The sequence below is a fragment of the Amycolatopsis pretoriensis genome, assembly GCF_900107925.1.
Classification (GTDB): domain Bacteria; phylum Actinomycetota; class Actinomycetes; order Mycobacteriales; family Pseudonocardiaceae; genus Amycolatopsis; species Amycolatopsis pretoriensis.
This window is the reverse complement of record NZ_FNUJ01000006.1, coordinates 287974-302470: the sequence shown is the minus strand read 5'-3', so window position 1 is coordinate 302470 and position 14497 is coordinate 287974. Positions and strand designations below refer to the sequence as shown.

17 protein-coding genes and 1 pseudogene are annotated in these 14497 nt (G+C 70.4%); 14 read left to right on the top strand and 4 right to left on the bottom strand.

Annotated elements, in window-relative coordinates:
• The first annotated feature begins 75 nt into the window (after positions 1-75).
• The 10 genes from BLV96_RS27425 to BLV96_RS27380 all read left to right on the top strand — a co-directional run bounded on the left by BLV96_RS27425 (position 76) and on the right by BLV96_RS27380 (position 8514).
• A complete protein-coding gene (locus BLV96_RS27425) occupies positions 76-549 on the top strand; it encodes a helix-turn-helix domain-containing protein (protein ID WP_086683272.1) in 474 nt (157 codons plus the stop codon).
• Positions 549-1052, top strand: coding sequence for an RNA 2',3'-cyclic phosphodiesterase (thpR, locus tag BLV96_RS27420; protein WP_086683276.1), 504 nt, complete (start codon positions 549-551; stop codon positions 1050-1052). Before BLV96_RS27425 ends, thpR begins: the two co-directional genes overlap by 1 nt.
• A 131-nt stretch (positions 1053-1183) precedes the next feature.
• Positions 1184-1453: a 30S ribosomal protein S15 gene (rpsO, locus tag BLV96_RS27415; protein WP_003084034.1), complete on the top strand. Its 270-nt coding sequence runs from the start codon at positions 1184-1186 to the stop codon at positions 1451-1453.
• A gap of 232 nt (positions 1454-1685) precedes the next feature.
• Positions 1686-3935 carry a polyribonucleotide nucleotidyltransferase gene (locus BLV96_RS27410; RefSeq protein WP_086683279.1) on the top strand — a complete coding sequence of 750 codons (2250 nt, stop codon included), beginning with the start codon at positions 1686-1688 and terminating at the stop codon, positions 3933-3935.
• Between the two features lie 74 nt (positions 3936-4009).
• A complete protein-coding gene (locus BLV96_RS27405; protein ID WP_086683282.1) occupies positions 4010-5374 on the top strand; it encodes a M16 family metallopeptidase in 1365 nt (454 codons plus the stop codon).
• Positions 5371-6111, top strand: coding sequence for a 4-hydroxy-tetrahydrodipicolinate reductase (gene dapB, locus BLV96_RS27400; protein ID WP_086683285.1), 741 nt, complete (start codon positions 5371-5373; stop codon positions 6109-6111). The genes BLV96_RS27405 and dapB overlap by 4 nt, the downstream gene beginning before the upstream one ends.
• Positions 6108-6554: a tetratricopeptide repeat protein gene (locus BLV96_RS27395; protein ID WP_086683287.1), complete on the top strand. Its 447-nt coding sequence runs from the start codon at positions 6108-6110 to the stop codon at positions 6552-6554. Before dapB ends, BLV96_RS27395 begins: the two co-directional genes overlap by 4 nt.
• A gap of 48 nt (positions 6555-6602) precedes the next feature.
• On the top strand, positions 6603-7355 hold the full coding sequence (locus BLV96_RS27390) for a hypothetical protein (protein ID WP_091389572.1): 753 nt from the start codon (positions 6603-6605) through the stop codon (positions 7353-7355).
• Positions 7356-7378: 23 nt separating this feature from the next.
• The gene (locus tag BLV96_RS27385; protein WP_167379752.1) at positions 7379-8212 is read left to right on the top strand and encodes a Scr1 family TA system antitoxin-like transcriptional regulator; all 834 of its coding nucleotides are present in this window, start codon (positions 7379-7381) and stop codon (positions 8210-8212) included.
• An 8-nt stretch (positions 8213-8220) separates the two neighbouring features.
• Positions 8221-8514: a DUF397 domain-containing protein gene (locus BLV96_RS27380; protein ID WP_086675112.1), complete on the top strand. Its 294-nt coding sequence runs from the start codon at positions 8221-8223 to the stop codon at positions 8512-8514.
• On the opposite strand, the gene BLV96_RS27375 is transcribed toward BLV96_RS27380, so the two are convergent.
• The gene (locus BLV96_RS27375) at positions 8479-8997 is read right to left on the bottom strand and encodes a YqaA family protein (RefSeq protein WP_086675111.1); all 519 of its coding nucleotides are present in this window, start codon (positions 8995-8997) and stop codon (positions 8479-8481) included. The two genes, BLV96_RS27380 and BLV96_RS27375, sit on opposite strands and share 36 nt — an antisense overlap.
• A 152-nt stretch (positions 8998-9149) precedes the next feature.
• Between BLV96_RS27375 and BLV96_RS27370 the strand changes: the two are divergent.
• Positions 9150-9545 (top strand): annotated as a pseudogene (locus tag BLV96_RS27370) (GtrA family protein); the annotation flags it as partial.
• A gap of 66 nt (positions 9546-9611) precedes the next feature.
• On the opposite strand, the gene BLV96_RS27365 reads toward BLV96_RS27370, so the two are convergent.
• Complete coding sequence (locus BLV96_RS27365; RefSeq protein ID WP_086675110.1) at positions 9612-10169, bottom strand: GNAT family N-acetyltransferase; 558 nt, start codon at positions 10167-10169, stop codon at positions 9612-9614.
• 58 nt (positions 10170-10227) lie between these two features.
• Here BLV96_RS27365 and BLV96_RS27360 point away from each other — a divergent pair, with 58 nt between their 5' ends.
• Positions 10228-11442, top strand: a complete 1215-nt coding sequence (locus BLV96_RS27360; RefSeq protein WP_086675109.1) for a winged helix-turn-helix domain-containing protein — start codon at positions 10228-10230, stop codon at positions 11440-11442.
• A 308-nt stretch (positions 11443-11750) separates the two neighbouring features.
• On the opposite strand, the gene BLV96_RS27355 is transcribed toward BLV96_RS27360, so the two are convergent.
• Complete coding sequence (locus tag BLV96_RS27355; protein ID WP_086684093.1) at positions 11751-12677, bottom strand: DUF4097 family beta strand repeat-containing protein; 927 nt, start codon at positions 12675-12677, stop codon at positions 11751-11753.
• Between the two features lie 12 nt (positions 12678-12689).
• Positions 12690-13205 carry a toxin-antitoxin system HicB family antitoxin gene (locus BLV96_RS27350; RefSeq protein ID WP_086684089.1) on the bottom strand — a complete coding sequence of 172 codons (516 nt, stop codon included), beginning with the start codon at positions 13203-13205 and terminating at the stop codon, positions 12690-12692.
• A 74-nt stretch (positions 13206-13279) separates the two neighbouring features.
• On the opposite strand from BLV96_RS27350, the gene thyX reads away from it, so the two are divergent.
• The gene (gene thyX, locus BLV96_RS27345) at positions 13280-14032 is read left to right on the top strand and encodes an FAD-dependent thymidylate synthase (protein ID WP_086684086.1); all 753 of its coding nucleotides are present in this window, start codon (positions 13280-13282) and stop codon (positions 14030-14032) included.
• Positions 14032-14427, top strand: a complete 396-nt coding sequence (locus BLV96_RS27340; RefSeq protein ID WP_086684083.1) for an ACT domain-containing protein — start codon at positions 14032-14034, stop codon at positions 14425-14427. The genes thyX and BLV96_RS27340 overlap by 1 nt, the downstream gene beginning before the upstream one ends.
• The last annotated feature ends 70 nt before the right edge of the window (positions 14428-14497 follow it).

Here is a 14497-nt window from a genome sequence, read left to right as displayed (position 1 = left end):
GCGTTCACGCACGTGACAGCGATGGCAAAATGCTCACGGACGGTGTGCGCGAGCGGGGTTAGGGGATTGGGACTGGTGGAGGACCACAAGATCGTCCAGCGCAACATCGCGTTGCAGCGCGAGTGGTACGGGGAGCCGCTCGGCGACCGCGTGCGCCGGCTCGTGGTCGCTTTCGACGTTTCGCAGGCGTTCCTGGCCGAGGTCCTCGGGATCAGCGCCCCCATGCTCAGCCAGGTGATGAGCGGCCGGCGGGCCAAGATCGGCAACCCGGTCGTGCTGGCCAGGATGATCATGCTCGAGCGCAAGATCCTCGTGCCCGAGGTCGCCGCGGGCAACCGCGACGCGATGCTCGCCGCGATGGAGGACGTCCGCGACTCCCGTCCGACCGTCGGCCGCGACAACATCCCGGTGATCAACGAGGACCGCCGCGTCCTCGCCTACCTGCGTGACGTCGCCGAGGACGAGGACCTCGGCGAGGCCGCCAAGCGCCTCGACGACGACTTCCCGGCCATCGCCGACCTGCTGCGCCGGGCGGGCAACGGCTCCTGATGCCGGTCCTGTTCAGCGCGCTGGTCCCGCCGGACGACGTCGTCGAGCAGGTCGCCGCGGCCCTCGGCGAACCCGGCGACGGCCTGCGCTGGGAGCCGCCGGAGCGCTGGCACGTCACCCTCGCCTACTACGGGCCCGACGACGTCGAGACCCGCGCGGCCTGGCTGGCCGACCGCCTGACCGGGCGGGCGAGCGTCGACGTCCGGCTGGAAAAGGCCGCGACGTTCCCCGGGGTGCTGTGGTTGACTGTCGCCGGATCGGAGCTGACGCCCCTCGCGCACGCCGCGGGGGCCGACGCCGAGGCGAGGCCCTACACGGCCCACCTGACGCTCGCGCGGTTCCCCCGGGAAGAACCCGGGCTCGCCGCGCGTTGGACCGAAGAGCTCGCCGGCTTCACGAGCCGGAGCTGGCGCGCCGCCGAGGTGGCGCTGATGACCAGCGAGCGCGAGCCGGGTGGCCCCCGCTACCGGGTGGCGCGCGTCTTCGAGCTGGACGGCGCCTGAAGACGCTGTTCAGCGGGCTGGTAACCTCACGAGCGGGTCCGGCTGCAGTCCGTGGCGGCCGTGACCGTCTTCCCGGCGTGCATCCGGCGTCCGGGGCCGCACGGCACTGATTATTTCGAGGAGCAACACAAGTGGCGCTGTCCACCGAAGAGAAGAAGTCGATCCTGGCCGAGTACGGCGTGCACGACTCGGACACGGGATCCCCCGAGGCCCAGGTCGCGCTGCTGACCAAGCGGATCGTCGGCCTCACCGAGCACCTCAAGGCTCACAAGCACGACCACCACTCGCGTCGCGGGCTCCTGCTGCTGGTCGGCCGTCGCCGCCGGCTGCTGAACTACGTGATGAAGGTGGACATCGAGCGTTACCGTGCGCTGATCCAGCGCCTCGGCCTGCGCCGATAGCTTCAACCCGAGGGGGAGTGGCCGCCGGCTGCTCCCCCTCGGTGCAGAAGGACAGAAACGGCGCGAGCGCGCACGAGGATCCGTCCGCCGGTCCTCGGTAGTGGTTCCCGGGAAGCGTCCCGGGGGCTTCGATCGAAGACCGGCACCTCTCCTCGAGCGTCCTCAGGCGAAACGGGTCCCAGGGTGGGAGACTCGCGCCGGATGCGATGGAACTAAAGAGGAGAAACACCCTATGACCGACTCCACCGGAGTCACCGTGCACGAGACCGAAGCCGTGATCGACAACGGCAAGTTCGGCACTCGCACCGTTCGTTTCGAGACGGGCCGCCTGGCCAAGCAGGCCGCCGGCGCCGTCGTCGCGTACCTCGACGAAGAGACCATGCTGCTCTCGGCGACGACCGCGTCGAAGCACCCGAAGGAGCACTTCGACTTCTTCCCGCTGACCGTGGACGTCGAAGAGCGCATGTACGCCGCGGGCCGCATCCCCGGCGCGTTCTTCCGCCGCGAGGGCCGCCCGTCGACCGACGCGATCCTGACCTGCCGCCTGATCGACCGGCCGCTGCGCCCGTCGTTCGCCGACGGTCTCCGCAACGAGATCCAGGTCGTCATCACCGTCCAGAGCCTCAACCCGGACGACCCGTACGACGTCCTGGCCATCAACGCCGCCTCGGCGTCGACCCAGATCGCCGGCCTGCCGTTCTCCGGCCCGGTCGGCGGCGTCCGCGTCGCGCTGATCGAGGGCCAGTGGGTTGCGTTCCCGACCTGGTCGCAGCTGGAGAAGGCCACCTTCAACATGGTGGTCGCGGGCCGCATCGTCGGCGATGACGTCGCGATCATGATGGTCGAGGCCGAGGGCACCGAGCACACGCTCGACCTGATCGCCGCCGGCGGCACCGCGCCGGACGAGGTCGCGGTCGCCGCGGGCCTCGAGGCCGCGAAGCCGTTCATCAAGGTCCTGTGCGAGGCGCAGCAGCGCCTGGCCGACGCCGCCGCGAAGCCGACCGGCGAGTTCCCGGTCTACCCGGCCTACCAGCAGGACGTCTACGAGGCCGTCGCCGCCATCGCGACCGACGACCTGGCGAACGCCCTCCAGATCGCCGGCAAGCAGGACCGCGACGCCGCGACCGACCAGGTCAAGGCCGCCGTGCTGGAGAAGGTCGGCCTCGGCGAGGGCGAAGCCTTCGAGGGCCGCGACAAGGAGATCGGCGGGGCGTTCAAGGCCCTGACGAAGAAGATCATGCGCCAGCGCGTCCTCACGGAGAAGATCCGCATGGACGGCCGTGGCCTCACCGACATCCGGTCGCTCGCGGCCGAGGTCGCCGTGATCCCGCGGGCGCACGGTTCGGCACTCTTTGAACGTGGGGAAACCCAGATCCTGGGCGTCACCACGCTGAACATGCTGCGCATGGAGCAGCAGATCGACTCGCTCTCCCCGGAGACGACGAAGCGCTACCTGCACCACTACAACTTCCCGCCCTTCTCCACCGGTGAGACCGGTCGCGTCGGTTCGCCGAAGCGCCGCGAAATCGGCCACGGCATGCTCGCCGAGCGCGCCCTGGTGCCGGTGCTGCCGAAGCGCGACGAGTTCCCGTACGCGATCCGCCAGGTCTCCGAGGCGCTGGGCTCCAACGGCTCGACCTCGATGGGCTCGGTCTGCGCGTCCACGATGAGCCTGTACAACGCCGGCGTGCCGCTGAAGGCGCCGGTCGCGGGCATCGCGATGGGCCTGGTCTCGGACGAGGTCGACGGCGAGACCCGGTACGTGGCGCTCACCGACATCCTCGGTGCCGAGGACGCCCTGGGCGACATGGACTTCAAGGTCGCCGGCACCAAGGACATCATCACCGCGCTGCAGCTGGACACGAAGCTCGACGGCATCCCGTCGGAGGTCCTCGCGGCCGCGCTGAAGCAGGCGAAGGACGCCCGGACCACCATCCTGGAGGTCATCGCCGAGGCGATCGACAGCCCGGACGAGATGAGCCCGTACTCGCCGCGCGTCACCAGCGTGAAGATCCCGGTCGACAAGATCGGCGAGGTCATCGGCCCGAAGGGCAAGATGATCAACTCGATCACCGAGCAGACCGGCGCCGACATCTCCATCGAGGACGACGGCACGATCTACGTGGGCGCTTCGGACGGCCCGTCGGCGGAGGCGGCGATCGACCTGATCAACGCCATCGCGAACCCGCAGCTGCCCAAGGTCGGCGAGCGCTTCCTCGGCACCGTGGTGAAGACGGCCGCGTTCGGCGCGTTCGTCTCGCTGCTGCCGGGCAAGGACGGCCTGGTGCACATCTCCAAGCTGGGCAACGGCAAGCGGATCGCCAAGGTCGAGGACGTCGTCAACGTGGGCGACAAGCTCCGCGTCGAGATCGCCGACATCGACAACCGCGGCAAGATCAGCCTGATCGTCGTCAAGGAAGACGAGGCTCCGGCGGCCGAGGGTGACAAGCCCGCCGACGCCGAGAAGGCCGACGCCAAGTAACACCAGTTCCGTCGAAGGCCCTCTCGCCGTTTCCCCGGCGAGGGGGCCTTCACGGCATCGTGAGTAAGGACCCCATGGCACGGCAGGTTTCCGGGCACGAACAGCCCGTCGGCACCACCCGCACGCTCGAGTCCACCCCGGACGGCGCGGTCGTCAAGCGCAGCGTCCTCCCCGGCGGCCTGCGCGTGATCACCGAGCACGTCCCGGCCTCCCGCTCGGCCACGGTCGGGCTGTGGGTCGGCATCGGCTCCCGCGACGAGCCCGCCGCCGTCGCCGGCGCCGCGCACTACCTCGAGCACCTGCTGTTCAAGGGCACCAAGAACCGCGACGCCACGCAGATCGCCGAAGAGATCGACGCCGTCGGCGGCGAGTTCAACGCCTTCACGGCGAAGGAGCACACCTGCTACTACGCGCAGGTGCTCGACGCCGACCTCCCGCTCGCGGTCGACCTGGTCACCGACGTCGTCTTCGAGGCGCTCTGCACCGACCGCGACATGGACATGGAACGCAGCGTCGTCCTCGAAGAGATCTCGATGCGCGACGACGACCCCGAGGACCTCCTGCACGAGACGTTCGTGTCGGCGATCCTCGGCGACCACGCGCTCGGCCGGCCGGTGCTGGGCACCGAGAAGTCCATCATCGACATGTCGCCGACGGCCCTGCGGAACTTTTACAAGCGCCGCTACACGCTGCCGCGGATGGTCCTGTCCGTCGCCGGGAACATCGACCACAACCAGGTGCTGCGGCTGGTCCGCAAGGCTCTGCGCGGTCGTCTCGACGGCGCCGGGACGCCGATCGCGCCCCGCGAAGGCCGCGCCCGGATCAAGACGCTCCCGAAGCTCGCCCTGCACACCGACGACACCGAGCAGGCGCACGTCATGCTCGGCCTGCGGTCGCTGTCGCGCCACGACGACCGCCGCTTCGCGCTGTCGGTCCTCAACGCGGCCCTCGGCGGCGGCATGAGCTCCCGGCTGTTCCAGGAGATCCGCGAGCAGCGCGGGCTGGCCTACCAGGTGTACTCGTCGGTCGCGAGCTACGCCGACACCGGCCACATGGCCGTGTACGCGGGCTGCCAGCCGGAGAAGCTCGGCGACGTCGCCGGCGTCATCCGCGAGGTGCTCGACAAGGTAGGCGTCGACGGCCTGACCGACGCCGAAGTGGCCCGCGCCAAGGGCCAGCTGCGCGGCGGGATCGTGCTGGGCCTGGAGGACACGTCGTCGCGGATGTCGCGGATCGGCAAGAACGAGCTCAACTACGGCCGGTACCTGGGTGTCGACGACACGATCGCCCGCATCGACGCCGTCACCACCGAAGACGTGTGTGCGCTCGCTCGCACTTTGTTCGCGCGGCCGGGCGGGGTCTCGGCGGCGGCGGTCGTCGGGCCGTACGCTCACGCCGACGACCTTCCTGACGACCTGCACGAGGTGATCGCTTCATGACCGTCAACGTCGGTGTGCTCGGTGCGCGCGGCCGGATGGGCGCGACGGTGGTGAACGCCGTCGAAGGCGCTTCGGACCTGAAGCTCGTGGCCGCGCTCGACGCGGGCGACGACTTTTCGGCGCTCGCCGACGCCCAGGTGGTAGTCGACTTCACCCACCCCGACGCCGTCATGGGCAACCTCGAGTACCTGGTCGAGCACGACATCCACGCGGTCGTCGGCACGACGGGCTTCAGCGAAGAGCGGCTGGCTTCGCTGCGCGGTCTGCTGGAGCCGAAGCCGTCCGTGGGCGTGCTGATCGCGCCGAACTTCGCGCTTGGCGCGGTTCTGGCGATGCGGTTCGCGGCCCAGGCGGCGAAGTTCTACGCGTCGGCGGAGATCATCGAGCTGCACCACAACCGCAAGGCGGACGCGCCTTCGGGCACCGCCGCGCACACGGCCCGGATGATCGCCGCGGCGCGCGCGGAGGCGGGCGTGACGCCGGGCCCGGACGCGACGACGTCCGAGCTGGACGGCGCCCGCGGCGCGACGGTCGAGGAGGTCCGCGTGCACTCGGTCCGGCTGCCGGGTCTGGTGGCGCACGAGGAGATCCTGTTCGGCGGCGAGGGGGAGACCCTGACGATCCGCCACGACTCCCTCGACCGGACGTCGTTCATGCCGGGCGTGCTGCTCGGCGTGCGCGAGGTGCTGAAGCGGCCCGGCCTGACGGTCGGCCTGGAAAACGTCCTCGACCTGTGAAGGCACGGAACGTTGCGCTGCTGCTGACGGCGGCGCTGATCGTCTACCTGTTCTTGTTGGCGGACAGGGCGGTTGCCCTGTTCAAGACGGGTACGGGCGTCGGCATCGCACTGGGCGTGGGCGTGTTCCTCCTGCCGCTGCTCGGCGTGTGGATCGTGGTGATGACCTGGCGCAACGGGGTGCAGATCCAGCGCCTGTCCCGCCGGCTCGATGAAGAGGGCGCGCTCCCGGACGTCTCGGACCTCCCGCGCCGGCCCTCGGGCCGCGTGGACCGCGACGCCGCCGACGCGTGGTTCGCCGAGCGCCGCGCGGAGGTCGAGGCGGACCAGGAGAACTGGCGGACCTGGTACAAGCTGGCGTACGCGTACGACATCGCGGGTGACCGCCGGCGGGCCCGCGAGACGATGAAGAAGGCTGTCGAGCTGGAGGCCGCGGACCGCTGACCCCGGCACTTTCCCGTGGAAGTGCCCGGCTCTGGCAGGCTGGACCCAGTGACGCTGCTGCTGAAGCTCGTCCTGGCGCCCCTGTTGGTGGTCGGCTCGTCGCTGGCCGGACGCCGGTGGGGACCCGGGCTGACGGGTCTGCTGGTCGCGATGCCGGTCGTCGCGGGCCCGATCCTGCTGATCACGTACCTGGAGCACGGTGCGGCGTTCGCCGCGCGAGCGGCCTCGGCTTCGCTGCTGGGATTGGTGTCGCTGGCCGCGTTCGCGGTGGTTTTCGCGCGGGTGTCCCGGGTGCGCGGGTGGCCGGGAACGGTGCTGCTCGGCTGGCTGGTGTGCCTCGCGCTGGACCTGGCGTTGTCCTTCGCCCCGGTGCCGGTGTGGCTCGCACTGGGGCTGGCCTGGGCGGCGGCGTGGGCCGGCGGACGGCTCCTGCCGGCGCCCGGGACGGCCGGCCCGGTGAAGCCGCCGTGGTGGGACCTGCCCGCCCGTGCGGTCGCGACCGCGGGGCTCGTCGTGGCGGTGACGGCCGCGGCCGGCCGCCTCGGCCCGGACCTGACGGGCGTCCTGGCACCCTTTCCCACCGGGACGAGCGTCGTCGCGGTGTTCGCCCTGGCCCAGGGCGGCCCACCGGCGGCGGCCGCGACCATGCGGGGCGTGCTGCGCGGGCTCGGCGGGTTCGCGGTGTTCTGCTTTTCGGTGGCGGTGCTGGCCGAGCCGCTCGGCGGCTGGGCGTTCGCCGTCGCGGTGGCCGGGACGGCCGTGTGGCAATTCGCTGACAGTTGTCGTTCATTCGGGAAATGACGGGCGTTCGTACTATCGCCCGCATGAAACCGACTTCATCGTCACCGGGGTTGCGTGCGTTGTCCGCTTCGCTGCGCGAAGTGCGCGAAGCAAGGAAGTTCGGGTTACGTGAGCTGGCGCGAGCGCTGGAGATCGACCCGAGGTTGTTGTCCCAGTGGGAGCTGGGGTTGCGGGTGCCGCCGGTCGAGGAGGTGGCCCGCATTCTCGGCTACCTGCGCGTGGATCGGGCGACGACCGACCGAATCCTCTACGTGGCAACGCACGCCAAGGAGCCCAACTGGCTCGACTCGAATCCGTCGGATCTCCCCGCGGCCCTCACGGCGGTCATGCAATGCGAGCGCACGGCGAGCCTGATCACCAACTGGTCCCCACTCATCGTCCCGGGCCTGCTGCAGACGCCCGACTACGCCCGCGAACTCCTGAATGCCTCCGACATCCGCGTGCAAGATGCCGATGCACGGCTTGTGGTGCGCCTGAATCGGCAAAAGGTCCTTTTCAAGCGCGCCCCTGTGCGCCTCAAGGCAATCGTTTCCGAGCTGGCGATCCGTGAGGCGGTCGGCGATGCAGCCGTCATGTCCGACCAGATCGACCATCTGCTCGCCTTGAGCGCTGCCTCGAACATTTCAGTGCGGATGGTGCCCGCAGATGTGGGCTACTACCCGGGCAAGATCGGCATGTTCACCCTGTACGACTTCTCCGATGCGCCGCCGATCGTGCTGCTCGAGCACTACCACGCGAGCGGCTTTGTCCACGATTCGGCGGGTATCGCCCCGTACCAGAAGCTGGTAAAGCTGTTAGAGGGCAAGGCATTGACCGAAGAGGCCTCGCGAGCCCTGCTTCGGGAGGCCGCGAGATAGGGGGCAAGGTGTTCACCTGGCGCAAGTCGAGTTACAGCGCAAACGAAGCCGAGTGTGTCGAGGTGGGCTTCACTTGGCGAAAGTCGAGCCACAGCGTGCAAACCGAGTGTGTGGAGGTGGGCTTCGACTGGCGGAAGTCGAGCTACAGCGGAGCCGAAGCCGAGTGTGTCGAGGTCTCCGTTGCCGAGACCGTCGGGGTGCGGGACACGAAAGCCCGTCACCTGGGCCAGCTCACCGTCTCCCGCGCCGCCTGGACCGCCCTGACCTCAGTGGTGCAGCCACCCCGCGAACACCGCGGGTGAAGCCGCTATCAAACTGAAGCGGATCCACCTTCCGGCCAAACCCGTGGTCAGGAAGGTCGCGAGCCGCATGCGAACCATCCCCGCCAGCACGCTCGTCGCCATGAACGGGGGCAACCCCACCAGGGAACTCACCCCGTAGGTGCCCGCCATCCAGTGCGGGTGCCGGTGGCAGCGTTCGCGCAGCGCCTCGACCCAGCCGCGGATGCGCTTGGTGCGCAGCTGCCAGCGGACGCGTCGCTCGGTCAGCGGCCGCTCGCGGTGCAGGCGGTCGTGCAGGGCCTTCGGCAGCTTGATCGTCCCGCGGGCGGCCAGAAAATACAGCGTTTTTCCGGCGATCTGCCCGACGGCCACCGCCGCCCCGAGCCACAGCCAGTGCAGCCCCGGCTGGCTCGCGCACAGCCCGAGCAGGAACACTTCGGCGTTGATCAGCGGCACGATGGCCGAACCGAACGCGACGCCCAGCGTCAGCAGGATCCAGCTCATCGTGTCACCTCCTCAGGTTCGCTCGTGTACTCCAAGTTATCAGTTCGAAATCTCCACGCACTGGGGTTAACCCCCCTCTTCGGCCGGTGGTCCGCACCAGAAGATCACCTGCGTGACGTCTTCCGGCCACCTCCCGCTGGAACGCTGACGGCGTGGCCGCCGAGCAACGCCGAACGCCCGCCGACCGATTCGGCGCCCTCTGCCAGGCGATCGTGCGCGTCCTCCCGCTGGGTCTGTCGCGGGTCGTGGCGCCGACGTTCCTGGGCTTCTGCGTCATCAACGGTCTGACGTTCGGCGTCGACCTCGGGTTGCTGACGATCTTCCACGGCGGGCTCGGCTGGCCGGTGTGGCTTTCGATCACGCTGGCGTACGTGTGCGCGTTCGGGCTGAGCTTCGTGCTGAACCGGACGTTCAACTTCCATTCCCACGCGGCCGTCGGAATGCAGCTCGTGCTTTACATCGGTGCGATTGCTGTCAATTACGCGGCGTTTTTGCTGGGTGTGGGCGCAGGGCTGACGGCTTTGGGCGTCGAATACCACGTGTCACGGCTGCTCGCGGGCGCGTGCGAAGGCGTGTTCATGTACGCGGTGATGCGGTGGGTGATCTTCCGCGACTCAGGCCAGGGCGAGGTCGAGGGTGCCGGTGAGCCGGACCTCGCGGACCATGCGGTCGCCGGTGTCGAGGGTGCGGACCGTGCCGTCGGGGTTCCAGCCGGCGCGGCGGTAGAAGCCGAGGGAGGCGTGGTCGCCCTGGGCGACCCAGGCGATGCCGCGCGTGGCGCCGTCGGCCCGGAGGCCCGCGGCGGCCGTCGCGAGTAGCCGTCCGGCGTGGCCGCGCCGGCCCCACCGCGGCTCGACGAGCAGGGTCGCGACCAGCCCGGTGGTCTCCGCGTCTTCGGGGAGGCTGCCGTCGGCGGCGGCGACCTCGCCGTCGGGGGCTTGGCCGGCGACGCAGAAGCCGACGGTGAACTCACCCTCGGTGGCGACGTAGACCTGGCTGCCGGGGTAGTCGATGGTCTCGGTCCAGGTGCCGGCGAGGTCGGCGGCGTCCAGCTCGGCCAGGGCGTTCTTGCCGAGCAGGTCCTCGTAGGCGGCGTGCCAGGTGTCGCGCTGGATGCGGGCGATCTCCGCGGCGTCGGACAGGTCGGCGGGACGGACGGCGGCGTCGCTCATGCCCGTGAAGATAGCGGTGCCGGTTTTTGTCGGTGGTGGGTGGCACCATGACGGCACCATGCAAACGATCAGCGTCTCGACGGCCCGGAAGACCTTCCTGGCCGCACAGGGCTTCGCCGACCCCCGTCCGTCCGGCCCGGTGTCCCGGCGGCACCTGAAACGGGTGCTGTCGCGAGTCCAGCTGCTGCAGCTGGACTCGGTGAACGTGGCGGTCCGCGCGCACTACATGCCGGTGTTCTCCCGCCTGGGCGCGTACGAGCCCGCGGTGCTGGACGGCGCGGCGTGGTCCCACTCGGCGCGCCAGCCGCGGCTGCTGGTGGAGACGTGGGCGCACGAGGCAAGCCTGCTCCCGATCGAGGACTGGCCGCTGATCCGCTCGGGTGCGAAGCGCGACGGCTGGTGGAAGCACTACGGGCCGTTGATCGAGAAGTCCCCGGGCCTGGTCGACGAAATCCTGTCGGTGGTGAAGGAACTGGGCCCGATCGGCGCGGGCGGCATCGAACGCGAGGTGGCGGCGGACGCGCAACGCCGCGGCCCGGGCACGTGGTGGGAGCGGTCGGAGGTCAAGCGCGTCTGCGAGTACCTGTTCGGCATCGGCCAGCTGACAACGGGCACGCGCCGGTCGTTCGAGCGGCTCTACGACCTGACCGAGCGGGTGGTCCCTCCGGAGATCCTGTCGGTTTCCGTGTCGCCGGAGGAGGGCGCGCGGGGCCTGATCGAACGTTCGGCCCGGGCGCTGGGGGTGGCGACGGAGACGGACCTGCGCGACTACTACCGCTTGGGCCCGGCCCCGGCCCGCCAGGCGGTGGCGGAGCTGGTGGAGTCGGGAGTCCTGGAGCCGGTGCAGGTACGCGGCTGGAAAGCGCTGGCGTACCGCCATTTCGCGGCCCGCATGCCCCGCACGGTGACGGGCCGGGCGTTGCTGTGCCCGTTCGACCCGCTGATCTGGGAGCGCGCACGCACGGAGCGGACGTTCGGGTTCCACTACCGCATCGAGATCTACGTCCCGGAGCCGAAGAGGGTGTACGGGTACTACGTGTTCCCGTTCCTGCTGGACGGCTCACTGGTGGCCCGGGTGGACCTCAAGTCCGACCGCGCGGCGGGGGTCCTGCGAGTCCAAGGGGCGTTCGCGGAGGAGGGGGTGGACGTGGCCCGGGTGCTGCCGGAGCTGGCGGGGGAGCTGAAACACATGGCGGAGTGGCTGGGCCTGTCAGGAGTGGCGGTGGGCACGCGCGGCGATTTGGCCCGGCCATTGGCAAAACTGGTCCGCTGAAGCGCCCCAATGTGGCCTTCGGTGCGTCTGACGCACCGAAGGCCACATTGGGTGCGTCACACGCAACCAAGGCCACATTGGGGCGCATGAGCCGACCCCCAGTCGCGCCCAAGGTCTGACCCCGCGCGGCAGCGGAGCGGAGCGGACCGGCGGAAGCCGCGCGAGGCGGGCGGAACGCGAAGAAGCGGGCCGCCCCCGGAGATCCCCGCCGGGAACGGCCCGCCGACCCCCTTCGACCGGACGGCCGCGGGAAGCCCGCCCGGTCGTGCGGTTCGCTCCCGGCCCCCACCGGGAACGAACCCTTTCCCTCAGCCGGCCGCGCGCGTCACCACGGCGTTGCCGGAGCCCGTCCGGGCCCGCACCTTCAACTGCACCCCACCGTCGGGCGCGTTCTCCGAAACGTCCAGCTCGCTGGACACCCGGCCGCCACTCGACGTCAGCTCGACCTCCGCTGCCGTCCCGCCGCGGATGCCCACGCGGACCTCGCCCGATCCCGTGATCAGGTCCAACGACCCCGAAGCCGCGTCGGCCACCGACAAATCGCCGCTGCCCGTCCGAGCCATCACTTCGCCCGACACGGCCCCCAGCCACACGTCACCCGTGCCCGTGGCCAGCGTCGCCGACCCCGCGATCGACGACGCCTCGACGTGGCCGCTGCCGCTGCGCAGCTGCAACCCACCGAGCGTCGGGCCGAGCTTGACCGCGCCGCTGCCCGTCCGGATCGTCGCCGAGCCGTCGGCGCGGTCGAGCTTGACTTCGCCGGAGCCCGTCAGCAGGTCGACACGCCCGGCCGAGCCGGTCACCGTCACGTCCGCCGCGCCCGCCCGGACGTCGACGTGCGAGCCCGCCGGCGCGCGGACGATCACCGACAGCGCCACGTTCCGCAGCTGCCACGCCTTCGGTGCCTGGACGACCAGGCGGTTGCCCAGCTTCTCGATCCGGCTCTGCCGCACGGCCTCGGCCGGGTTGGCCCCCGACGGGTCCACGCCCAGCTGGTCGCCGAACCGCTCGCCGACCCAGGACAGCAGGCTGTTGACGCCCGCCACCCACGGCTGCTGCTCACCCTGGTCGTGCCGCAGTTCGACGCGGGCGCCGGAGTCGCCCTCCAGGACGACCTCCACGCGGCCGATCGTCACGCCGACGTCCAGGTCCAGCGGGCCGTCGGCCTCGAACTCGTCGATCCGGACCAGCTCGTCGTTCGGCTCCGAAGCCGGCACAGTCTCTTCGTCACTCATCTGCGATTCCCCTCAGCCCTCGACCCAGCCGTGCAGGTGCGACCCGGGCCGGTCGCCCTTGCCGTGGTGCTTGGAACCCCCGCCGAGCGAGCCGTGCCCCAGCGCCCCCTGCACCGCCTGGGAGACGAACGTGTTCAGCGAGACGCCCTGCGCCGCCGCCGCGCGCTCGGCCTGGCCCTTGATCTGCTCGACCAGGCGCAGCGTGATGCGCGAGATGTCGCCGCCGTCGATCGGCGGTGGTGGCGGTGTGGTGTCACGTGGTGTCGCGCGTGATGTCGGCTCCTCGGCGGAGCCGGTGACGACCACGCGGACGTCCCGGCCGTCCAGCCGCACGTCGACCACCTGGCCCGGCAATGCGGCCGTGACCTCGGCAGCGAGGTCGGCGAGGGCGTTCATCAGCGTCAGGCGGACGGCGGGTTCGAGCGCGGAAGACAGCAGCGCGGCCGCCCGCCGGGTGTGCTCGTCCCCGGCGGCAGCCGTGTTCGCGAGGTCCTCGCGAAGGTTGGCGATGTACGGCGTCAGGTCCATGACACCACTATGACGTCACTCGTGGCGTCAGTCAAGGAAGCGGTTAGGCTCACGGGAGAGCTTGTGGAAGGAGCGTGTACGTGGCCGTGTCACCAAGGGTGCAGCTGATCGCGAAGACGGAGTTCTTCCCGCCGGAAGACGTGCCCTGGTCGACCGACGCCGAAGGCGGCGAGGCGCTCGCCGAATTCGCCGGCCGCGCCTGCTACCAGGCGTGGGACAAGCCGAACCCGGCCACCGCCACCAACGCCGGTTACGTCGAGCACGTGATCGACGTCGGTCACCTCGCGGTGCTCGAGCACGGTTCGGTGACCTTCTACATCACCGGGATCTCGCGCTCGCTGACCCACGAACTGGTCCGGCACCGCCACTTCTCCTACTCGCAGCTTTCGCGCCGGTACGCGCCGGAGCGCGACGCCGCCTTCGTCGAGCCCGAGGTCATCGCGAACGATCCCGTGCTGCACGAGAAGTTCCTCGCCGCGGCGCAGGCGAGCGTCGACGCCTACACCGAGCTGCTGGCCGGCCTCGAAGAGAAGTTCGCCGACGTCCCGAGCGCGACCCTGCGCCGCAAGCAAGCCCGCCAAGCCGCCCGCGCCGTGCTGCCGAACGCGACCGAGACCCGCATCGTCGTCACCGGCAACTACCGGGCCTGGCGCCACTTCGTCGCGATGCGCGCGACCGAGCACGCCGACGTCGAAATCCGGCAGCTGGCCGTGGAGTGCCTGCGGCACCTGCAAAAGGCCGCGGCGAACGTGTTCGCCGACTTCACCATCTCGACGCTGCCGGACGGCACCGAGATCGCGACGAGCCCGAAGGTGTTCGAAGGCTGATGAAACGACTGGCGATCGACGTCCGGCCCGGCGAGTACGCCGTCGTCCGGCTGCCCGCGGACGCCCCGGTGCCCGCCGAGCTGCTCGCACCCGGCGAACCCGCGTTCGTCTCGGTGACCCGCACGCCCGAGGAGCTGTCCATCATCTGCCCGGCCGGGCGGGAACCGGCCGGCGGCACGGCCGAGGACGGCTGGCGGCTGCTCTCGGTCCGCGGGCCGCTGGAGTTCACGCTCACCGGCATCATCGCCGCGCTGGCCTCGGAGCTCGCCGCGGCCGGGGTCGCGCTGTTCTCCATGTCCACGTTCGACACCGACCACATCCTGGTCCGCGGCACCGACCTCGACCACGCCGTGAAGGCGCTGCGGGAGTCCGGGCACGAAGTCGCGCACCCCTGACGCTTTTCGGCGGGTGATTCACGGGTACTCCCGGCGCAAGGGTGGGAGCCGTCACCCTTGAAATCGAAAG

Bases quoted from the DNA above. Each gene is read 5' to 3' on its own strand.
- BLV96_RS27385 (WP_167379752.1), top strand. From the start codon at position 7,379: ATGAAACCGACTTCATCGTCACCGGGGTTGCGTGCGTTGTCCGCTTCG.
- BLV96_RS27350 (WP_086684089.1), bottom strand. From the start codon at position 13,205: ATGGACCTGACGCCGTACATCGCCAACCTTCGCGAGGACCTCGCGAAC.
- BLV96_RS27340 (WP_086684083.1), top strand. From the start codon at position 14,032: ATGAAACGACTGGCGATCGACGTCCGGCCCGGCGAGTACGCCGTCGTC.
- dapB (WP_086683285.1), top strand. From the start codon at position 5,371: ATGACCGTCAACGTCGGTGTGCTCGGTGCGCGCGGCCGGATGGGCGCG.
- BLV96_RS27375 (WP_086675111.1), bottom strand. From the start codon at position 8,997: ATGAGCTGGATCCTGCTGACGCTGGGCGTCGCGTTCGGTTCGGCCATC.
- BLV96_RS27405 (WP_086683282.1), top strand. From the start codon at position 4,010: ATGGCACGGCAGGTTTCCGGGCACGAACAGCCCGTCGGCACCACCCGC.
- thpR (WP_086683276.1), top strand. From the start codon at position 549: ATGCCGGTCCTGTTCAGCGCGCTGGTCCCGCCGGACGACGTCGTCGAG.
- BLV96_RS27360 (WP_086675109.1), top strand. From the start codon at position 10,228: ATGCAAACGATCAGCGTCTCGACGGCCCGGAAGACCTTCCTGGCCGCA.
- BLV96_RS27410 (WP_086683279.1), top strand. From the start codon at position 1,686: ATGACCGACTCCACCGGAGTCACCGTGCACGAGACCGAAGCCGTGATC.
- BLV96_RS27355 (WP_086684093.1), bottom strand. From the start codon at position 12,677: ATGAGTGACGAAGAGACTGTGCCGGCTTCGGAGCCGAACGACGAGCTG.
- BLV96_RS27365 (WP_086675110.1), bottom strand. From the start codon at position 10,169: ATGAGCGACGCCGCCGTCCGTCCCGCCGACCTGTCCGACGCCGCGGAG.